Origin of the sequence: Sphingobacterium cavernae (assembly GCF_008520265.1) — a bacterium.
GTDB classification, from domain to species: Bacteria; Bacteroidota; Bacteroidia; order Sphingobacteriales; family Sphingobacteriaceae; genus Sphingobacterium; species Sphingobacterium cavernae.
Genome location: NZ_VIQM01000116.1, coordinates 79,310 through 94,489, shown reverse-complemented (window position 1 = coordinate 94,489; position 15,180 = coordinate 79,310). Strand labels below are relative to the sequence as shown.

18 protein-coding genes and 1 pseudogene are annotated in these 15,180 nt (G+C 35.6%); 14 read left to right on the top strand and 5 right to left on the bottom strand.

Annotation, left to right across the window (positions count from 1 at the left end; translation table 11 throughout):
- Window positions 1-61 precede the first annotated feature (61 nt).
- Together FLS47_RS18070 and FLS47_RS18065 are read right to left on the bottom strand one after the other, a co-directional pair.
- Window positions 62-283 carry a hypothetical protein gene (locus FLS47_RS18070; protein WP_149915720.1) on the bottom strand — a complete coding sequence of 74 codons (222 nt, stop codon included), beginning with the start codon at window positions 281-283 and terminating at the stop codon, window positions 62-64.
- 17 nt (window positions 284-300) lie between these two features.
- Window positions 301-813 carry a CinA family protein gene (locus tag FLS47_RS18065; RefSeq protein ID WP_149915719.1) on the bottom strand — a complete coding sequence of 171 codons (513 nt, stop codon included), beginning with the start codon at window positions 811-813 and terminating at the stop codon, window positions 301-303.
- Between the two features lie 189 nt (window positions 814-1,002).
- Here FLS47_RS18065 and FLS47_RS18060 point away from each other — a divergent pair, with 189 nt between their 5' ends.
- Both FLS47_RS18060 and FLS47_RS18050 read left to right on the top strand, forming a co-directional pair.
- Window positions 1,003-1,401: a hypothetical protein gene (locus FLS47_RS18060; RefSeq protein ID WP_149915718.1), complete on the top strand. Its 399-nt coding sequence runs from the start codon at window positions 1,003-1,005 to the stop codon at window positions 1,399-1,401.
- Window positions 1,402-1,606: 205 nt separating this feature from the next.
- Window positions 1,607-2,803 (top strand): annotated as a pseudogene (locus FLS47_RS18050) (IS110 family transposase).
- Window positions 2,804-3,073: 270 nt separating this feature from the next.
- On the opposite strand, the gene FLS47_RS18045 reads toward FLS47_RS18050, so the two are convergent.
- A complete protein-coding gene (locus FLS47_RS18045; RefSeq protein ID WP_149915715.1) occupies window positions 3,074-3,598 on the bottom strand; it encodes a YciE/YciF ferroxidase family protein in 525 nt (174 codons plus the stop codon).
- Window positions 3,599-3,809: 211 nt separating this feature from the next.
- Between FLS47_RS18045 and FLS47_RS18040 the strand changes: the two genes are divergently transcribed.
- From FLS47_RS18040 to idi, 7 genes are all read left to right on the top strand, one after another.
- A complete protein-coding gene (locus FLS47_RS18040; RefSeq protein WP_149915714.1) occupies window positions 3,810-4,478 on the top strand; it encodes a MarR family winged helix-turn-helix transcriptional regulator in 669 nt (222 codons plus the stop codon).
- 130 nt (window positions 4,479-4,608) lie between these two features.
- Window positions 4,609-6,090: a phytoene desaturase family protein gene (locus FLS47_RS18035; RefSeq protein WP_149915713.1), complete on the top strand. Its 1,482-nt coding sequence runs from the start codon at window positions 4,609-4,611 to the stop codon at window positions 6,088-6,090.
- Between the two features lie 11 nt (window positions 6,091-6,101).
- Entirely contained in the window at window positions 6,102-6,938 is an 837-nt protein-coding gene (locus FLS47_RS18030) for a phytoene/squalene synthase family protein (RefSeq protein WP_149915712.1), read from the top strand.
- On the top strand, window positions 6,935-7,393 hold the full coding sequence (locus FLS47_RS18025; RefSeq protein ID WP_149915711.1) for a hypothetical protein: 459 nt from the start codon (window positions 6,935-6,937) through the stop codon (window positions 7,391-7,393). The genes FLS47_RS18030 and FLS47_RS18025 overlap by 4 nt, the downstream gene beginning before the upstream one ends.
- 32 nt (window positions 7,394-7,425) lie before the next feature.
- Window positions 7,426-7,842 carry a sterol desaturase family protein gene (locus FLS47_RS18020; protein WP_240141075.1) on the top strand — a complete coding sequence of 139 codons (417 nt, stop codon included), beginning with the start codon at window positions 7,426-7,428 and terminating at the stop codon, window positions 7,840-7,842.
- Window positions 7,839-8,543, top strand: a complete 705-nt coding sequence (locus tag FLS47_RS18015; RefSeq protein ID WP_149915709.1) for a lycopene cyclase domain-containing protein — start codon at window positions 7,839-7,841, stop codon at window positions 8,541-8,543. Before FLS47_RS18020 ends, FLS47_RS18015 begins: the two co-directional genes overlap by 4 nt.
- On the top strand, window positions 8,544-9,083 hold the full coding sequence (gene idi / locus FLS47_RS18010; protein ID WP_149915708.1) for an isopentenyl-diphosphate Delta-isomerase: 540 nt from the start codon (window positions 8,544-8,546) through the stop codon (window positions 9,081-9,083).
- A 75-nt stretch (window positions 9,084-9,158) separates the two neighbouring features.
- Here idi and metA read toward each other — a convergent pair whose 3' ends face one another.
- Complete coding sequence (gene metA / locus FLS47_RS18005; protein WP_149915707.1) at window positions 9,159-10,106, bottom strand: homoserine O-acetyltransferase MetA; 948 nt, start codon at window positions 10,104-10,106, stop codon at window positions 9,159-9,161.
- Window positions 10,107-10,319: 213 nt separating this feature from the next.
- Here metA and FLS47_RS18000 point away from each other — a divergent pair, with 213 nt between their 5' ends.
- From FLS47_RS18000 to FLS47_RS17990, 3 genes are read left to right on the top strand one after another with little or no spacing between them, the layout of a single operon-like run.
- Window positions 10,320-11,072, top strand: coding sequence for a 5'-nucleotidase C-terminal domain-containing protein (locus FLS47_RS18000; RefSeq protein ID WP_223225418.1), 753 nt, complete (start codon window positions 10,320-10,322; stop codon window positions 11,070-11,072).
- Entirely contained in the window at window positions 11,047-11,994 is a 948-nt protein-coding gene (locus FLS47_RS17995; RefSeq protein WP_149915706.1) for a bifunctional metallophosphatase/5'-nucleotidase, read from the top strand. The genes FLS47_RS18000 and FLS47_RS17995 overlap by 26 nt, the downstream gene beginning before the upstream one ends.
- Window positions 11,995-12,018: 24 nt before the next feature.
- Complete coding sequence (locus FLS47_RS17990; RefSeq protein WP_149915705.1) at window positions 12,019-13,224, top strand: MDR family MFS transporter; 1,206 nt, start codon at window positions 12,019-12,021, stop codon at window positions 13,222-13,224.
- Between the two features lie 105 nt (window positions 13,225-13,329).
- Here FLS47_RS17990 and recR read toward each other — a convergent pair whose 3' ends face one another.
- Window positions 13,330-13,944, bottom strand: a complete 615-nt coding sequence (gene recR, locus FLS47_RS17985; protein ID WP_149915704.1) for a recombination mediator RecR — start codon at window positions 13,942-13,944, stop codon at window positions 13,330-13,332.
- A gap of 92 nt (window positions 13,945-14,036) precedes the next feature.
- On the opposite strand from recR, the gene FLS47_RS17980 reads away from it, so the two are divergent.
- Together FLS47_RS17980 and FLS47_RS17975 are read left to right on the top strand one after the other, a co-directional pair.
- Window positions 14,037-14,318: a SelT/SelW/SelH family protein gene (locus FLS47_RS17980; RefSeq protein WP_149915703.1), complete on the top strand. Its 282-nt coding sequence runs from the start codon at window positions 14,037-14,039 to the stop codon at window positions 14,316-14,318.
- A gap of 82 nt (window positions 14,319-14,400) precedes the next feature.
- Window positions 14,401-15,105 (top strand): LOG family protein, encoded by a 705-nt coding sequence (locus tag FLS47_RS17975; RefSeq protein WP_149915702.1) that lies wholly within the window; start codon window positions 14,401-14,403, stop codon window positions 15,103-15,105.
- The last annotated feature ends 75 nt before the right edge of the window (window positions 15,106-15,180 follow it).

Here is a 15,180-nt window from a genome sequence, read left to right as displayed (position 1 = left end):
TTTATGATGTGTAAAAATCTATTTGTTCTTCGCTTCAGAATCTATGCCACCTAGATGTTAACTAGGGTTTCTTTAAACTGTCCATACGAAGGGAATCTTGATTTAAAGTATCCACCGTGCCGTATATGAGTTCATCATTGGAATTTAAATTATACCGCTGTTTATCCGCCTCAGTTACTGGTCCTGGCGAATTTTCTTCATTCTCTTGTGATTCATTAGTTGATTGCCCGCAACCAATTAGTAAGGACAATAATAAAATTGATAAAATACTTAAATTTTTCATAGCGTTAATTTTAAAGTTTACGTATTCGTATGCAGTGATTGTAGCCAAGAATACAAATCAGAAAAAATACTATTACAGGTAGCAATGATTATCTGTCCTGCATTACCTTTAAATTGCTTCTCGACAACATGTTGATTTCCTTTATAGCTAAAAGCATAATAAACAAGTCCTATTGGACGGTTTTGCTTGGAATTTGAACTGTCAAACGCAAGACCTGTTATGCTGAGGTATACATCCGAATATGGCACCAGATTCTGCAGACCGCGCAACATCGCTAAAGTTACCTCTTGTGATTCTGCTGTATGCGTTTCTATCAATGAAGGAGAGATATCTAATAACCTTTCTTTCATTTCGTTATCATAACAAACAACAGAACCAAGATAATAATCCCCGCTACAAACCTCTAAACCGAAAATACTACTCAAAAAACCTGTAGTCATACTTTCAGCGCATACTAGCTTCAACTTATTATCCGAAAGCCAACTTCCCAAACGAAATAAACTGCGTTCATCTATTATGTTTCTGCTCATATTATCTTCTATGCTTCTTAAGAATTAACATTTGAAACCCCTAATAGTTGAATAAACTTTGGATTTTAAGTTTTAACACGCCATAATTCTCCAGTAACACGTGTTTATAACAACCCATTTAACGTATTATTTCTTAAAACTAATCAAGTCATTCAGTGGTTCTTAGAGTACATTAACATTTTATTTACTATGAAAACACTAACAATATCAGCAACGCAAGGACTAGGTCCAATAGTTTGCATTATGATGGAAAGTAATAATCCAGGTACTATAGGAAACACACCTGGAACAATAGATAGCGACGATTCTGATGTAAACGAAACATTGCAAGACGAGGAAAACTTAATTAAACCAGGTCAAACTTTAGACGATACAATTCCTGCAGGTGAAGAAGAAAATATGCCTGATCCGGAAGAATTCGAAGAAAGACAAGGTGACGAAAATCTTGATGATATCCCAATGGAAGAACCTGTACCCGACCTAGATGAAATAGAGCCTGATGAAGAAATTGATGATTTAGACATCGATCCAACTGAAGCAGATGATGATATGATTGATGAGGATATTGAAGATGATCAAATCCTCTAATAAAACTCTTTAACAATCCACAATTATCCAAATCTATATAGTTAGCGCAGCACTTTTTCGAGTAACTGCGCTATTTTTTTCTCCACGCATTTAAATCTACATTTAATTTTTTAATTACACACAAGCGGATAAAAATTGAGGGAACTACCCCTCCAAAAAAAAAGTCAGTCCTACTGATTATCTTTATGTTGTAAAAAAAAGCAATATGAAAACAGCAGGACTTGACGTACACAAAGATAGCATTTTTTGTGCCGTATTTGATGGAAAGCATTACTCAGATGTGGAGGTTTTTGAGACCTTCGGCACGGGAATTCGGAAGCTCGGTGAATACCTTAGAACTTCAGATGTCAAACGTGTAGCCATGGAAAGTACCAGTATCTACTGGATTCCCGTTTGGAATATTCTCAGTGAAATGGGTTTTGATCTTATGCTGGTGAATCCCTTTTTAATCTAACAGCTTCCCGGTCGGAAAAGCGATGTAAAGGATGCACAGTGGATTGCCCAGTTACTTCACAAGGATATGCTTCGCAGGAGTTTTGTGCCTGGCGAGCGAATACAGGAACTCAGGAGCTACACCCGTTCTTATAGCAAGTTGCAGCAGCGGATAGTTCGTGTGCTTACCAAAATGGACAATATCCTCGTACAGGCCGGAATCCGTTTAGGTAGTCTTGTGACGGATATCGGAGGAAAAAGTATGCTGAGTGTCATTGATGCTCTGATAGCTGGTGAGCGTGATGCCATACGTTTAAGCAAACTGGTATACGCCAGTAAGAAGAACAAAGAAAACGGAAAGCTGGCAGCAGCCCTAACCGGCTGCATGAAAGAGCACCACCGCTTCAACCTACAGATGGCAAAAGCTGAATATGACCTGTTGATCAAGCAGTCTGTTGAGTATATAGAAAAGATTGAAGCTATCTGCCTGCGTGATTTTCCACGGCAGAGTGCCTTGCTAAAGACGATTCCCGGCGTTAGCCGTATCAGTTCCGCTGTGATCATCGCCGAGACCGGCGCAGACATGAAAGTTTTTGAAAACAGTGGTAAACTGAGTGGATGGGTCGGATTACGACCAAAGAATGATGAAAGCGCAGGGAAATATAAAAGTACAGCGATCACTAAAGGAAACAGATATCTCAAGCCAATACTGGTACAGGTGGCCTGGGCGGCAAGCCGCTGTAAAGGCTCCTATTTTAAAGATAAATTCAACCGTCTAAGTGTAAGAAAATCCTCGAAAAAGGCCCTGATCGCTATTGCACGAAAAATATCCGTTGTTATATGGAATATCTTAAAAGACTTACCCCCTTATAATCCAGCACTACAGGTGGTTTACGAACCAGCCAAACTAGACGCCAAGATAAAGTATCACCAAAAAGAAATGGAACGCATAGCGAAACTTAAACCATGAGATTTTTTAGCGTAAAGGCCGGTTATGTTTATGGTGGCTAAAAGACCCCGTTTTTAAATTGGCCAATGCAAATGCCTGAAAAGGCTATAAGTACACAAGCATGAGTTAATGCCAGCATTACGGCTGACCAAACTCGAAGAGGAAAATCGCAAAACCCAATGCGCAAGGGAACTGTGTTGGAGTTAATTTATAGAGGAAACATAAAAAAATAGCAACTCAATATGCGTTGCTATTCCCTGACCCTAAAATTTTGTGTGATATAATGACTTTTTATTTTGACTCACCAACGACGTTTGATTGTTCCATCGCTATGGTCGTTAATAATTGGTCCGTTTCTTTTTCTTCAGTTAAAATTTCTTTTAGAATCGAAGCTGCATTGTCGTGTTCCATTAATGAAGCAAATGTTACCAAACAGCCATATGAAGCAATTTCATAATGTTCCACTTTTTGTGCTGCAGTAATGAGTGCAGCATCTAAAACTTCAGGACTATCTGCAAACTCTTCCGCAATTTCATCAGCTTCTACCAATAAGCCTTCCATAGCTTTACACTTTTTACCCCGTGCAGTGATTCCTAAATCACCAAACACCTTTTTTAGTTTTTCAATTTGATTTTCAGTTTGCGTATAATGTGTTTGAAAAGCGTCTTTCAATGTTGGATTTTGTGCTGCTGTAGTCATTTTTTTCAAACCTTTAAGTAATTGACGTTCCGCACCTAACATATCTTTCAATCCATCAACTAATAATTCATGTAAGTGTGCATTTTTCATACCTTGATTTTGTTTTGATGTAGCCATAATTATCTATTTTAATTGTTTATGGTTATAACCTTTCAGATGAACAACAGTTTAACTTTTAATGCAAACAGGTATTTGTTACTTTAATTCTAAGTATTTTATCCAAAGAAAAACTACAAAAATTTCAAAACTAATAAAAGCACATCATAACAATTACTTCATTGTATAAATTTATTCTAATTTAGTTTATATTTGTACTTTTTATTACGCAATGAATTACGATCTGATTAGAAATTTGTTGACTCAAGTCGAGTCTTTTGAGAATAACAACCAAAATAGCGATTATTCTGCCAATGTTGATGGTTTTTTCCAATGGATAAAGGACACCAAGCCGGATACCTTACAACCAGAGATGGAATGGGAAGGTAAACTTAATGGTCGATCCATAGAGAGTATAATAAGCACGCTCCTAGTTCATATGAACAAATATGCCAAAAGCTATTCTAAATCAGCCATCCACGATTCTCAATTCTCGACGCAAGATGAGTTTATATACTTAATCACACTTAATTCTTTTGGTGCCATGCCTAAAACAGAATTGATTAGGCGTAATAAAATGGATAAGCCTACTGGTATCCAAATAATTAATAGACTAATAAAATGCGGTTGGGCTACACAAGTGGATTCCACAAAAGATAAGCGCAGTAAAATTTTAGAAATCACTGAGGAAGGCTTAAACTACCTAAACTATAAAATGGACGATATCCGTAAAGCGACAAAAATCGTCACTGCGGATTTGACTAATGAAGAAAAATATGAGCTTTTAAGATTGCTTACCAAAATGGATAAATTTCATCAAAAAATTTACAATAAAAATCTCACGCCCAACGAACTGCTTCAAGAAGCGTACGAAAGCTATACTATAGCGAACAATGAATAAATTTTATTTACATTTATCGTATATCAATTAAAACTTTTTTAAAATAAATTAGTTTGTATAAAATAACGGCTTGCTATAAACAGTACAATTTTATACTTTTATAAATTATTAACGTATACATTTATACTAAATGGGTTTAAAAAAAGATACACAGACATCTAAAAAAGTAGCCATATTAGGAGCTGGATTTTCTGGGCTTTCGGCAGCGTGTTATGCTGCTAAGAAAGGCTATGAAGTACATGTTTTTGAAAAGCACGACACAGCGGGTGGACGCGCGCGACAATTCACAACAAGCAACGGTTTCACCTTTGATATGGGTCCCAGCTGGTATTGGATGCCAGATGTTTTTGAAGATTTCTTTAAAGACTTTGGATACACGACATCAGATTTCTATGAATTAATATCCTTAAACCCCCAATTTGAAATTATTTTTGATAATGACAAAATCCTCATCCCAGAAAAATACGAAGATTTAAAAAATCTTTTTGAATCCTATGAGTCGGGTGCAGGACATAAATTAGACGAGTTTATGCGTTCAGCCAAAAATAAATATGAGGTAGGTATGAAGCAATTCATTTATAAACCTTGTCATAGCTGGACAGAATTTGCATCATTAAAGATACTCAAAAATGCTACGCAGCTTGACTTATTAAGTAACTTCGATGATTATGTAAATAAGTTTTTTAGTGATCGTCGATTGAAAATGATCATGGAATTTCCTGTTATATTTCTTGGTGCTGCTCCTTCAAATATTCCAGCCCTTTACAGTTTAATGAATTATGGTGGTTATGCTTTAGGAACTTGGTATCCGATGGGTGGTTTTTTTGAAGTCATAAAAGCAATGCAACAGGTAGCTGAAAATTTAGGTGTAAAATTCCACTTCAACGCTGAAATTAAGGGGATTAAAACGCAATCAAACCAAGCTCAATCTATCCAAGTTAATGGTGATAACCTTCTCTTTGATGAAGTTATAAGTTCAATAGACTATAATCATACTGAAAAACTTTTACCAGAAAACGCACGTAATTACGACGATAAATATTGGAAATCTAGAACCTTCGCTCCTTCTTGCTTAATATTCTATTTAGGTGTAAAAGGAAAAATAGATAATCTTAAACACCATACGCTATTCTTTGAACACGAACTTGATGCACACATTGATGATATTTACGTACACAAACAATGGCCAGATAAACCGTTATTTTACGTGTGTTGCCCGTCCAAGACAGATCCATCAGTAGCGCCTCCAGATGATGAAAACCTTTTCTTATTGATGCCAGTAGCAAATGACATTGCAGACAATGAGGAGACAAGAGAAAAATATTTCCAAGAAATGTTAGCTCGAATTGAAAAACATACAGGCATAACGCATTTGGAAAATCGAATCGTTTACAAGAAAAGCTATTGTGTCAACAATTTCAAAGAAGATTACAATGCGTATGGAGGAAATGCATATGGTTTGGCAAATACATTAAAACAAACTGCTATATTTAAACCTGCAATACGCAATAAGAAACTAAAAAACCTACATTATACAGGTCAATTAACAGTACCGGGACCAGGTGTTCCGCCATCAATTATATCCGGAAAAATAGTTGCTAACGAAATCTAAAAAGCTAAGCTATGAAAACACTTTATGACAATTTAGCCTATAAAATAAGTAAATGTACTACACAAACGTATAGTACTTCATTTTCATTAGGAATTAAAGCTTTAGACTCAAAATTAAGACCAGCAATCTATGCTATATATGGTTTTGTTCGGTTGGCTGATGAAATTGTAGATAGCTTCCACGGCTATGATCAAAGCACACTGTTGAATCAACTTATACAAGAAACAAATGATGCACTTGATAAGAAAATATCAATAAACCCTATAATTCAATCATTCCAAGAAACTGTACATCAATACAAAATTGATAAAAAGCTAATTGACCAGTTTTTGCATAGTATGGCCATGGACTTGGACAAAGTAATCTATACGAAAGCGAATTACGATGAATACATCTTAGGCTCAGCTGAGGTAGTTGGATTAATGTGTTTACATGTATTTGTAGAAGGTGATTTAAAAAGATACGAAGAGCTGAAGCCCTATGCTATGAAATTAGGAAGTGCCTTTCAAAAAATCAATTTCTTGCGTGACCTTAAAGATGATTATTATACTTTAGGACGTTTTTACTTCCCAAATCTTGATTTTATTGCTTTCAATGACGAAACAAAGAAGATTATTGAGCATGAAATTGAAGGAGAATTTAAAGAAGCACTGGTTGGGATCAAAATGTTGCCGAATTCTTCTAAGTTTGGGGTGTATTTGGCTTATCGCTATTATTGGTCGTTATTCAAAAAGATTCGTTCGAAGTCAAGTAGAGATATTTTACAACAACGCACAAGTGTACCAAATACTCAGAAAATGTATTTGATGATGGAATCGTATTTGAATTTAAAATTAGACAGAATATGAAGTGGCTTATAATTGTATTGCTCTTTTTACCATTTCAAAATTTTGCGAATGACAACTTTTCAACTATAAGAAAAAATCTTGCTATAGCCCCAGAAAATAAATCTGTATGCTATGCCATGTTGAGTTCTTTAGAAAAGAACAAAGAAAATGTAAAATCCGTGGGATATTTGGGAGCTTTTACGATGATTAAAGCCAATCATCAACTGAATCCAATAAAGAAATTAGGATCATTCAATGATGGGAAAAAATTATTAGAAAAAGCAATTGCACAATCGCCTAATGATATAGAATTACGCTACGTACGATATGCAATACAGATTTCAATTCCAAAGTCTCTAGGCTATAATGCTGAGATTTCGGAAGACAAAAAGATGTTGCAAGATTTTAAGACAACTAAAGATGTGTCTTTACAAAAAGACATAAAAGAATTATTAAAAGTGAAATTAACAAAATGAATATATTAATACTGCTAATAACTTTTATTTGCATGGAGCCCGTAACTTGGTTTATGCATAAATACGTAATGCATGGATTTTTATGGTCTTTACATAAAGATCACCACGACCATAGTCACGAGGGTGTATTTGAAAAAAATGATTATTTCTTCTTTATTTTTTCAATACCTGCTATTCTATTATTCTATTTTGGTACCCGTGGAGAAGTAAATTATTTATTCTTTATCGGATTAGGCATTACTTTATATGGAATAGCCTATTTCTTTGTACATGACATATTTATACATCAACGAATTAAGCTTCTAAGAGATACGCAGTCACCTTATCTATTAGCTATTAGACGCGCACATAAACAGCACCACAAACATGTGAATAAAGAAGAAGGCGAATGTTTCGGATTTTTATTTGTGCCGATTAAGTATTTCAAAATTTATTTTAAAAATCAATGACGTCACTTACCTATATATTGATCAACTTTCTAACTATTATCATATGCTTTATTTTTTCGTTTGATAAGCGTATACGATTTGATCGTTATTTTAAGCCATTTATTATGGCTAGCATTATAGTTGCAATTCCATTTATTATTTGGGATGCGCTATTTACTGTAAATGGTGTATGGTGGTTCAATACAGACTATACCTTAGGGATTAATTTGCTGGGTTTGCCCCTAGAAGAGTGCTTGTTCTTTATATGTATACCGTTTAGCTGTACATTCACCTATTTCTGTCTTACCAAATTCTTCAATCTGGATTGGGCGAATGGCTTTAACAACATTATTGCATTTGTTACAATCATAGTATGTGCGGTAATTGCTTTGAGCTACAACGATAGACTTTACACCTTTGTCACAGCACTGGTTACCATTGGCTCTATTCTTTACTTGCATTTCATTGACAAACAAGAATGGATCGGTGAAGCGTCTCTTGTGTATACAATTCTAATGCTAGGATTTTTGCCTGTGAATGGTGTTTTGACTGGTACGGGTTTAGAATCGCCTATCGTTAATTATAATCCTCAGGAATTCATGGGGATTCGAATTGGCACAATTCCCATAGAAGATGCAGTATATGGTTATGTAATGATTCTTTGGAATTTATATTTTTTCAAAAAGTTCGCTACTAAAGTTGAACACAAATTAAGCGCGTAAATGAACAAGGAAAGAAATCATGTTGTTTTAGTGGACAAAGACAATAAAGAGTTGGGTATAATGGATAAGCAGGAAGCGCATATCCAAGGTGTATTGCATCGTGCTTTCTCGATTTTTATTTTTAATGAAAATGGAGAACTACTACTTCAACAAAGAGCCGCTCACAAATACCACGGCGCGAATCTGTGGACAAATACCTGTTGTTCGCATCAACAGCAAGGAGAAAACACATTGGACGCTGCAAAAGATAGATTGGCATTTGAGATGAACATGAAAGCTCATCTAGATATTTTATTTTCATTTATTTACCATGCTGAAGTTGAAAACAATCTTATCGAGCACGAATTAGATGTAGTTCTATTTGGAATATCAAACGATAGCCCCAACCCTAATCCTGAGGAAGTTCAAGCTTATAAATGGATCGCTGCGGATGATTTAGAATTGTGGATGAGTAACCGTCCAGAAGAATTCACGTACTGGTTTAAAGATGTGTGGCATCGGGTGAAAGACCATATGCAACAAAACATAGAAATACTGTAAGTACTTTTAAAATATAAATAAGAAACGCATTGAATCCATCAATGCGTTTCTTATTATACTGATATTAGTAAGTCACTACCCTGTATGATCCTGAATATCTCCCATTTTTGGTAAATCACGAAGATCGAATGGTGTTTCTTGATAGACGAAATAATTCAACCAATTATTGAATAACAAATTCGCATGGCTTGTCCAACGCACAACTGGATCTTGACTCGGATCGTCATTACGGTAGTAGTTTTGAGGAATTTGAATATCAGCTCCCTTTTCAACATCACGCGTGTACTCCTCATGTAAGGTGAACGGATTGTATTCAGAATGTCCAGTTAAGTAAAACTCACGACCACCTCTTGAACTCAATATAGCCACGCCAGCATCGGGAGATTCTGACAAAATACGTAATCCATTTTTCTTCAAGATGTCATCGCGTTCAATGGTAGTATGCCTACTGTGAGGAATAAAGAATTCATCGTCAAAACCTCGGAATATCGGATGTTGCTTATCAGATGCCGTATGCTTGAAAACACCAAATATTTTTTCATCTAAAGCTACTTTCTCCACGCCATAAAAATGATATAACGCAGCTTGGGAAGCCCAACAAATATACAATGACGATGTAACGTGTACACGCGCCCAGTCAAATATTTTCGTTAATTCATTCCAGTAGTTCACTTCTTCAAAAGGAAGCATTTCTACAGGAGCTCCAGTCACAATCAAACCGTCATAAAACTGTTCAGATACATCATCGAAGTTCTTATAAAACATTTCCAAATGTTCTTGTGGGGTATTTTTGGACACATGAGTTTCCAAACGCAAAAACTCCATCTCCACCTGCAAAGGATTATTTGATAGCAATCGAATAAAATCAGTTTCTGTTGAAATTTTCAAGGGCATAAGATTTAGAACAAGTACGCGCAACGGCCTAATGTCCTGCTCATTGGCACGTAAACTACTCATTACGAAAATATTCTCCCGCTTCAACAGTTCTATTGCTGGCAAATTGTCTGGTATCTTTACTGGCATATTATTTCTTTTCCTCCTACCGTTTAGGTCAATTATTGCTCGATTTTTCTTCTTGAAAATTGAGCTGCCAAATTACGACTTATAGTTTGTTTATAAAATATAACAAGGCACTTTTTTAAAAATTTGATTTCCAATAAACTTTAAAATTTTACATAAAGTTAATTTGCTTATCCATACTTTCTTCTTAGCTTCGCATCAAAGAATTCTACCATCATGCGCTCTTACACAAAGATATTTGCATTATTTGTTACTGTATTTATATTAACAAATTGTAGCACAACGCGTCTAACGCTACAGAATGAAACACACACCTACAAAATTGATAACAGTATTGCTGAAGATACAGCCATAGTCAATTACTACTTGACCTTCAAGCAGCAATTAGAAAATGAGATGAATCGGGTAATTGGTTACACTGAATCCAATCTTGTGCGCAACCCTTCTCAACCCGAAAGTACAGCTGGAACTTTCTTTGCCGAAGCTTTATTAGAAATCGGAAAATCGATAGATCCAACGGCGCAAATAGCCATAGCGACAAAATTTGGTATACGCGCAGATATAAAACAAGGAAATGTGACTGTTGGTAATATCTTCGAACTCATGCCTTTCGAAAATGCAATCACAATTTTGGAATTATCAGGTAATGATTTACAAACGTTAGCAAATTTTATCGCTAAAACTAACGGTCAGCCACTAGCTGGCATGACCATGGAAATTGAACAAAATAAATCAAAATCAATTATCATCCAAGGTGAGCCTTTTGATGTTAACAAAACATACAAACTTGTTACGTACGATTACTTAGCAAATGGAGGCGATTACATCGAAGGCTTAGATAATCCAATCAACAGAAAAGACTCAGGCATAATCGTTCGTAAAGGTCTTATCGAATATGTAGAGCAACTAACTAAAGAAGGTAAAACTATTAACACACAACTAGATGGAAGAGTTAAAATCATTAAATAGAAGAAATTTTCTTAGAAATCTAAGTATACTTGGTGGAGCTTTAGCGGTTAACGGACTTCCACAATTTGTTCAAGCTAACTCACGTAAAGAAGTTAAAATAACCATTTTACACACGAATGATGTACATAGCCGAATTGAGCCCTTTCCTATGGATGGCTCAAAATTACAAGGTCTTGGTGGAGTAGCTAGAAGAAGTACATTGATACAGCAAATACGTGCTAAAGAAAAGAACGTATTGTTATTTGATGCTGGCGATATGTTTCAAGGTACACCATATTTTAATTTGTTTGATGGTGAGGTGGAATTAACATTAATGTCAAAATTAAAATATGACGCTGGTACTTTCGGTAATCACGAATTTGACAATGGTATAGCCGGATTATTAAAACATTTTGACAAAGCAAAATTTCCCTTCTTAACAGCCAATTATGACTTGAGTGAAACTGCATTAGCGGGTAAAACCAAAGAATATGAAATTTTTGAGCGTGATGGAATCAGAATTGGAGTTTTTGGGTTAGGCGTAAATATAGAAGGCTTAGTTGATAAGAATAATTACGTTGGAATGCGCTATTTGGATCCAATAGCTGTAGCAAATAGAATTATACCCACGTTAAAAAGCAAACATAAATGTGATATCATTATTTGTCTATCACATCTAGGGTATTCATACAAGGAAGATAAGGTGTCTGATTTACGACTTGCAGCTGCCACACAGGACATCGATTTAATCATTGGAGGTCATACTCACACATTCTTAGAGAAACCTACAGAAGTCAAGAATGCAGCGGGAAAAATCACATTAGTGAATCAAGCTGCAAATGGCGGTGCTGTATTAGGACGTATTGATTTTATCTTCAATCCAACTACTAAGGAAAAGAAAGTAGCTTATAATAATTATATCTTGAATCAAGATTTAGTATAAATAAAAAATTAATATAAACAAACATTGAAGCCTTTATTTCAGATATATATAAATTCTTACAGAGGATTATCTCCTGCTGCTTGGTTGTTGGCATTAGTCATGCTCATCAACCGTACGGGATCTATGGTAATTCCTTTCCTGGGAATGTATATGTCATCGGAATTGAATTTCTCCAAAACACAAATTGGTCTTGTTTTGGGTTGTTTCGGACTTGGATCGGTTTGTGGTTCTTGGCTAGGCGGATGGCTTACAGATAGATTTGGTAGTTTCAAAGTACAGGCTTTTTCCCAAATTGCTGTAATTCCATTATTCTTAATATTACCGCTATTTCGAACTTTTGAAAGTTTGGCGTTGATGATATTTGTATTGACATTAGTAGCAGATATCTTTAGACCAGCTAACTCGGTTTCTGTGGCGCGCTATGCAAAACCTGAAAACATTACTAGAGCCTATTCTTTGAACCGCATGGCCGTCAACTTGGGATTTTCTATAGGACCTGCTTTGGGCGGTTTTTTAGCGTCAATTTCATACAATTGGATTTTTTATGGAAATGCCATTGGGGCAGCGGGAGCAGTTATCGTTTTTATCTACTTTTTCCATAACCGTACACCAAACAAATTGCCGATTAAGGATCAAGATATAAAACTAAAAGCTAAAGAAAGAAATGCCTATACAGACGGCTCATTCATACTATTCAATGTTTTGTGCTGTCTCTTTTCCATGGGATTTTTGCAATTGCTGAGCACCCTTCCACTATTTTATAAAGATGAATATGCACTTGATGCCGGCCAGATTGGATTATTACTCGGTTTTAGTGGTTTTGTGATTGTAATATTTGAAATGGTATTGGTTCATTTTGTAGAACATAGATTCTCTGTACGGCAAATCATGTTTTGGGGTACCGTAGTGACAGCTATTTCCTATTATATGCTCAATCTTGATTTTGGTATTGTATGGCTTTATATGGCTATGTTTATACTTTCCACAGGTGAAATGCTTGCTCTTCCTTTTATGGCGACCATATCCATCAAAAGAGCTGGTTTGCACAATCAGGGAGCTTACATGGGATTTAATTCCTTAGCATTTGCAGCAGCTAATATTTTTTCTCCTTATTTCGGAACCTATCTCGCCGAACATTTTGGCTATAATGTTCTTTGGACAGTAGCTGGTACTACTCTACTTACTGCTGCAATAGGATTTTATTGGATTATTGGTAGAATGAAGATATAAGTAAACGGTCTTAAAGCAAAATATTCAATTTGTTAGACTTCAGATAATGAACCTAACCATCGATTCCTCACATCGTCAGATGACAATCAAAAATTAGTTATTTTATTACCCTACATTTCGTTCGTAAGGCACGCGAGTAAGGATAGAACGACCTAAAGTAATTTCATCTACATACTCCAATTCACCACCAAATGCTATACCGCGCGCAATAGTACTTACTTGAACATTGAACTCTTTAAGTTTTCGGTACAAGTAAAATATAGTAGTATCACCTTCCATCGTAGCGGATAGTGCTAAAATAATCTCTTTAACCTCTCCAGTTTTTAAACGTTGCAAAAGACCATCAATTTTCAAATCCGAAGGACCTACACCATCCATTGGTGAAATCAGTCCTCCCAAAACATGGTATACACCTTGGTATTGGTTGGTATTTTCAATGGCCATCACATCGCGCGTATCTTCCACTACACAGATTGTCGATTTATCTCTCTTCACGGAAAGACAAATCTCACACACTTCATCGTCCGATATATTATAGCATGCTTTACAATATTGAATTTTCTCTTTTAATAGATTCAATGACTGGGTAAAACGAGTTACTTCTGCGTCCTGTTGCTTCAATAGATGCAATACCAAACGCAAAGCTGTCTTCTTCCCTACTCCAGGTAGACGACCAAACTCCTCCACAGCATTTTCTAATAGTTTAGATGAAAAATTCATGGTACAAAGGTAATTATTTTTTCTGTCAGATGAACATCACGATAACCGGCATTCACTGCATTATATGAAACAAAATTTGTATAATTACGTCAATGAAACCAACAATTGAAATCGAATACTGTCCTAAATGTGGCTGGCTTTTACGTGCCGCCTATATGGCGCAAGAACTGCTGACTACCTTTCAAGAAGAGGTCTATGGTGTAACCTTAGTGCCTTCAGAAATCGCAGGTCGCTATATGATACGTACGGAAGATATTATCATTTTTGACCGCAAACGCGAAGGTGGTTTTAAAGATATAAAAGTTATTAAACAGCTCGTGCGCGATCAAATTTGTCCAGAGAAAAATTTAGGGCATTCGGATAACAAAGCTTAATTTAAAAGTTGCATAATATACGATACAGGTAAATTAGTTAAATTTATTATCTTGCAATTATACATATACTTAGAGAAATTATATGACAGGAGAAAACAGAATTAGAAATTCATTCGCCAATAAGACTTGGCAAGAAATAAAAGTGAAGGACTCGTGGCAGATTTTCAAAATTATGTCAGAGTTTGTAGATGGTTTTGAAAAGTTAGCCAAAATTGGTCCTTGTGTTTCCATTTTTGGATCAGCTCGTACGCCTGACGAACACAAATATTACCAAATGACCGTGAAAATCGCAGGACTATTAGCAGAACGAGGTTACGGTGTAATCTCTGGTGGTGGCCCTGGTATCATGGAAGCTGCGAATCGCGGTGCATACGGCGCTGGTGGTAAATCTGTAGGACTGAATATCGAATTGCCATTTGAACAATTCCACAATAAATACATCGATCGCGATAAGTTACTGGAGTTTAATTACTTCTTTGTGCGTAAGGTCATGTTTATGAAATATTCGCAGGGATATATTGTGATGCCTGGTGGATTTGGCACAATGGACGAATTATTTGAAGCAATTACATTGATTCAAACTGGTAAAATCGCTCGCTTTCCTATCGTCTTAGTTGGTTCAGATTATTGGGGCGGATTATTGGAATGGGTAGAAAAAACAATGCTTGGAAATGCTTATATTTCTGAAGAAGATCTTAAACTTTACCGTATTGTAGATACAGCAGAAGAAGCTGTTGAGCATATTTTCAGATTCTATGACAAGTATCTATTAAAACCAAACTTCTAAAATTAAAATCGTTATACAATAAAAGCTTCTAGAAAACTAGAAGCTTTTTTATGCTCTAAACTCAAAGTCTTAAAA

Excerpts from the sequence above, each read along its gene's own strand:
- FLS47_RS17995 (WP_149915706.1), top strand. The coding sequence starts at position 11,047 with ATGGAAGAGTTAAAATCATTAAATAGAAGAAATTTTCTTAGAAATCTA.
- FLS47_RS18025 (WP_149915711.1), top strand. The coding sequence starts at position 6,935 with ATGAAGTGGCTTATAATTGTATTGCTCTTTTTACCATTTCAAAATTTT.
- FLS47_RS18070 (WP_149915720.1), bottom strand. The coding sequence starts at position 283 with ATGAAAAATTTAAGTATTTTATCAATTTTATTATTGTCCTTACTAATT.
- idi (WP_149915708.1), top strand. The coding sequence starts at position 8,544 with ATGAACAAGGAAAGAAATCATGTTGTTTTAGTGGACAAAGACAATAAA.
- recR (WP_149915704.1), bottom strand. The coding sequence starts at position 13,944 with ATGAATTTTTCATCTAAACTATTAGAAAATGCTGTGGAGGAGTTTGGT.
- FLS47_RS18045 (WP_149915715.1), bottom strand. The coding sequence starts at position 3,598 with ATGGCTACATCAAAACAAAATCAAGGTATGAAAAATGCACACTTACAT.
- FLS47_RS18030 (WP_149915712.1), top strand. The coding sequence starts at position 6,102 with ATGAAAACACTTTATGACAATTTAGCCTATAAAATAAGTAAATGTACT.
- FLS47_RS18020 (WP_240141075.1), top strand. The coding sequence starts at position 7,426 with ATGGAGCCCGTAACTTGGTTTATGCATAAATACGTAATGCATGGATTT.
- FLS47_RS18060 (WP_149915718.1), top strand. The coding sequence starts at position 1,003 with ATGAAAACACTAACAATATCAGCAACGCAAGGACTAGGTCCAATAGTT.
- FLS47_RS17980 (WP_149915703.1), top strand. The coding sequence starts at position 14,037 with ATGAAACCAACAATTGAAATCGAATACTGTCCTAAATGTGGCTGGCTT.
- metA (WP_149915707.1), bottom strand. The coding sequence starts at position 10,106 with ATGCCAGTAAAGATACCAGACAATTTGCCAGCAATAGAACTGTTGAAG.
- FLS47_RS18000 (WP_223225418.1), top strand. The coding sequence starts at position 10,320 with ATGCGCTCTTACACAAAGATATTTGCATTATTTGTTACTGTATTTATA.
- FLS47_RS18065 (WP_149915719.1), bottom strand. The coding sequence starts at position 813 with ATGAGCAGAAACATAATAGATGAACGCAGTTTATTTCGTTTGGGAAGT.
- FLS47_RS18015 (WP_149915709.1), top strand. The coding sequence starts at position 7,839 with ATGACGTCACTTACCTATATATTGATCAACTTTCTAACTATTATCATA.
- FLS47_RS18040 (WP_149915714.1), top strand. The coding sequence starts at position 3,810 with ATGAATTACGATCTGATTAGAAATTTGTTGACTCAAGTCGAGTCTTTT.
- FLS47_RS18035 (WP_149915713.1), top strand. The coding sequence starts at position 4,609 with ATGGGTTTAAAAAAAGATACACAGACATCTAAAAAAGTAGCCATATTA.
- FLS47_RS17975 (WP_149915702.1), top strand. The coding sequence starts at position 14,401 with ATGACAGGAGAAAACAGAATTAGAAATTCATTCGCCAATAAGACTTGG.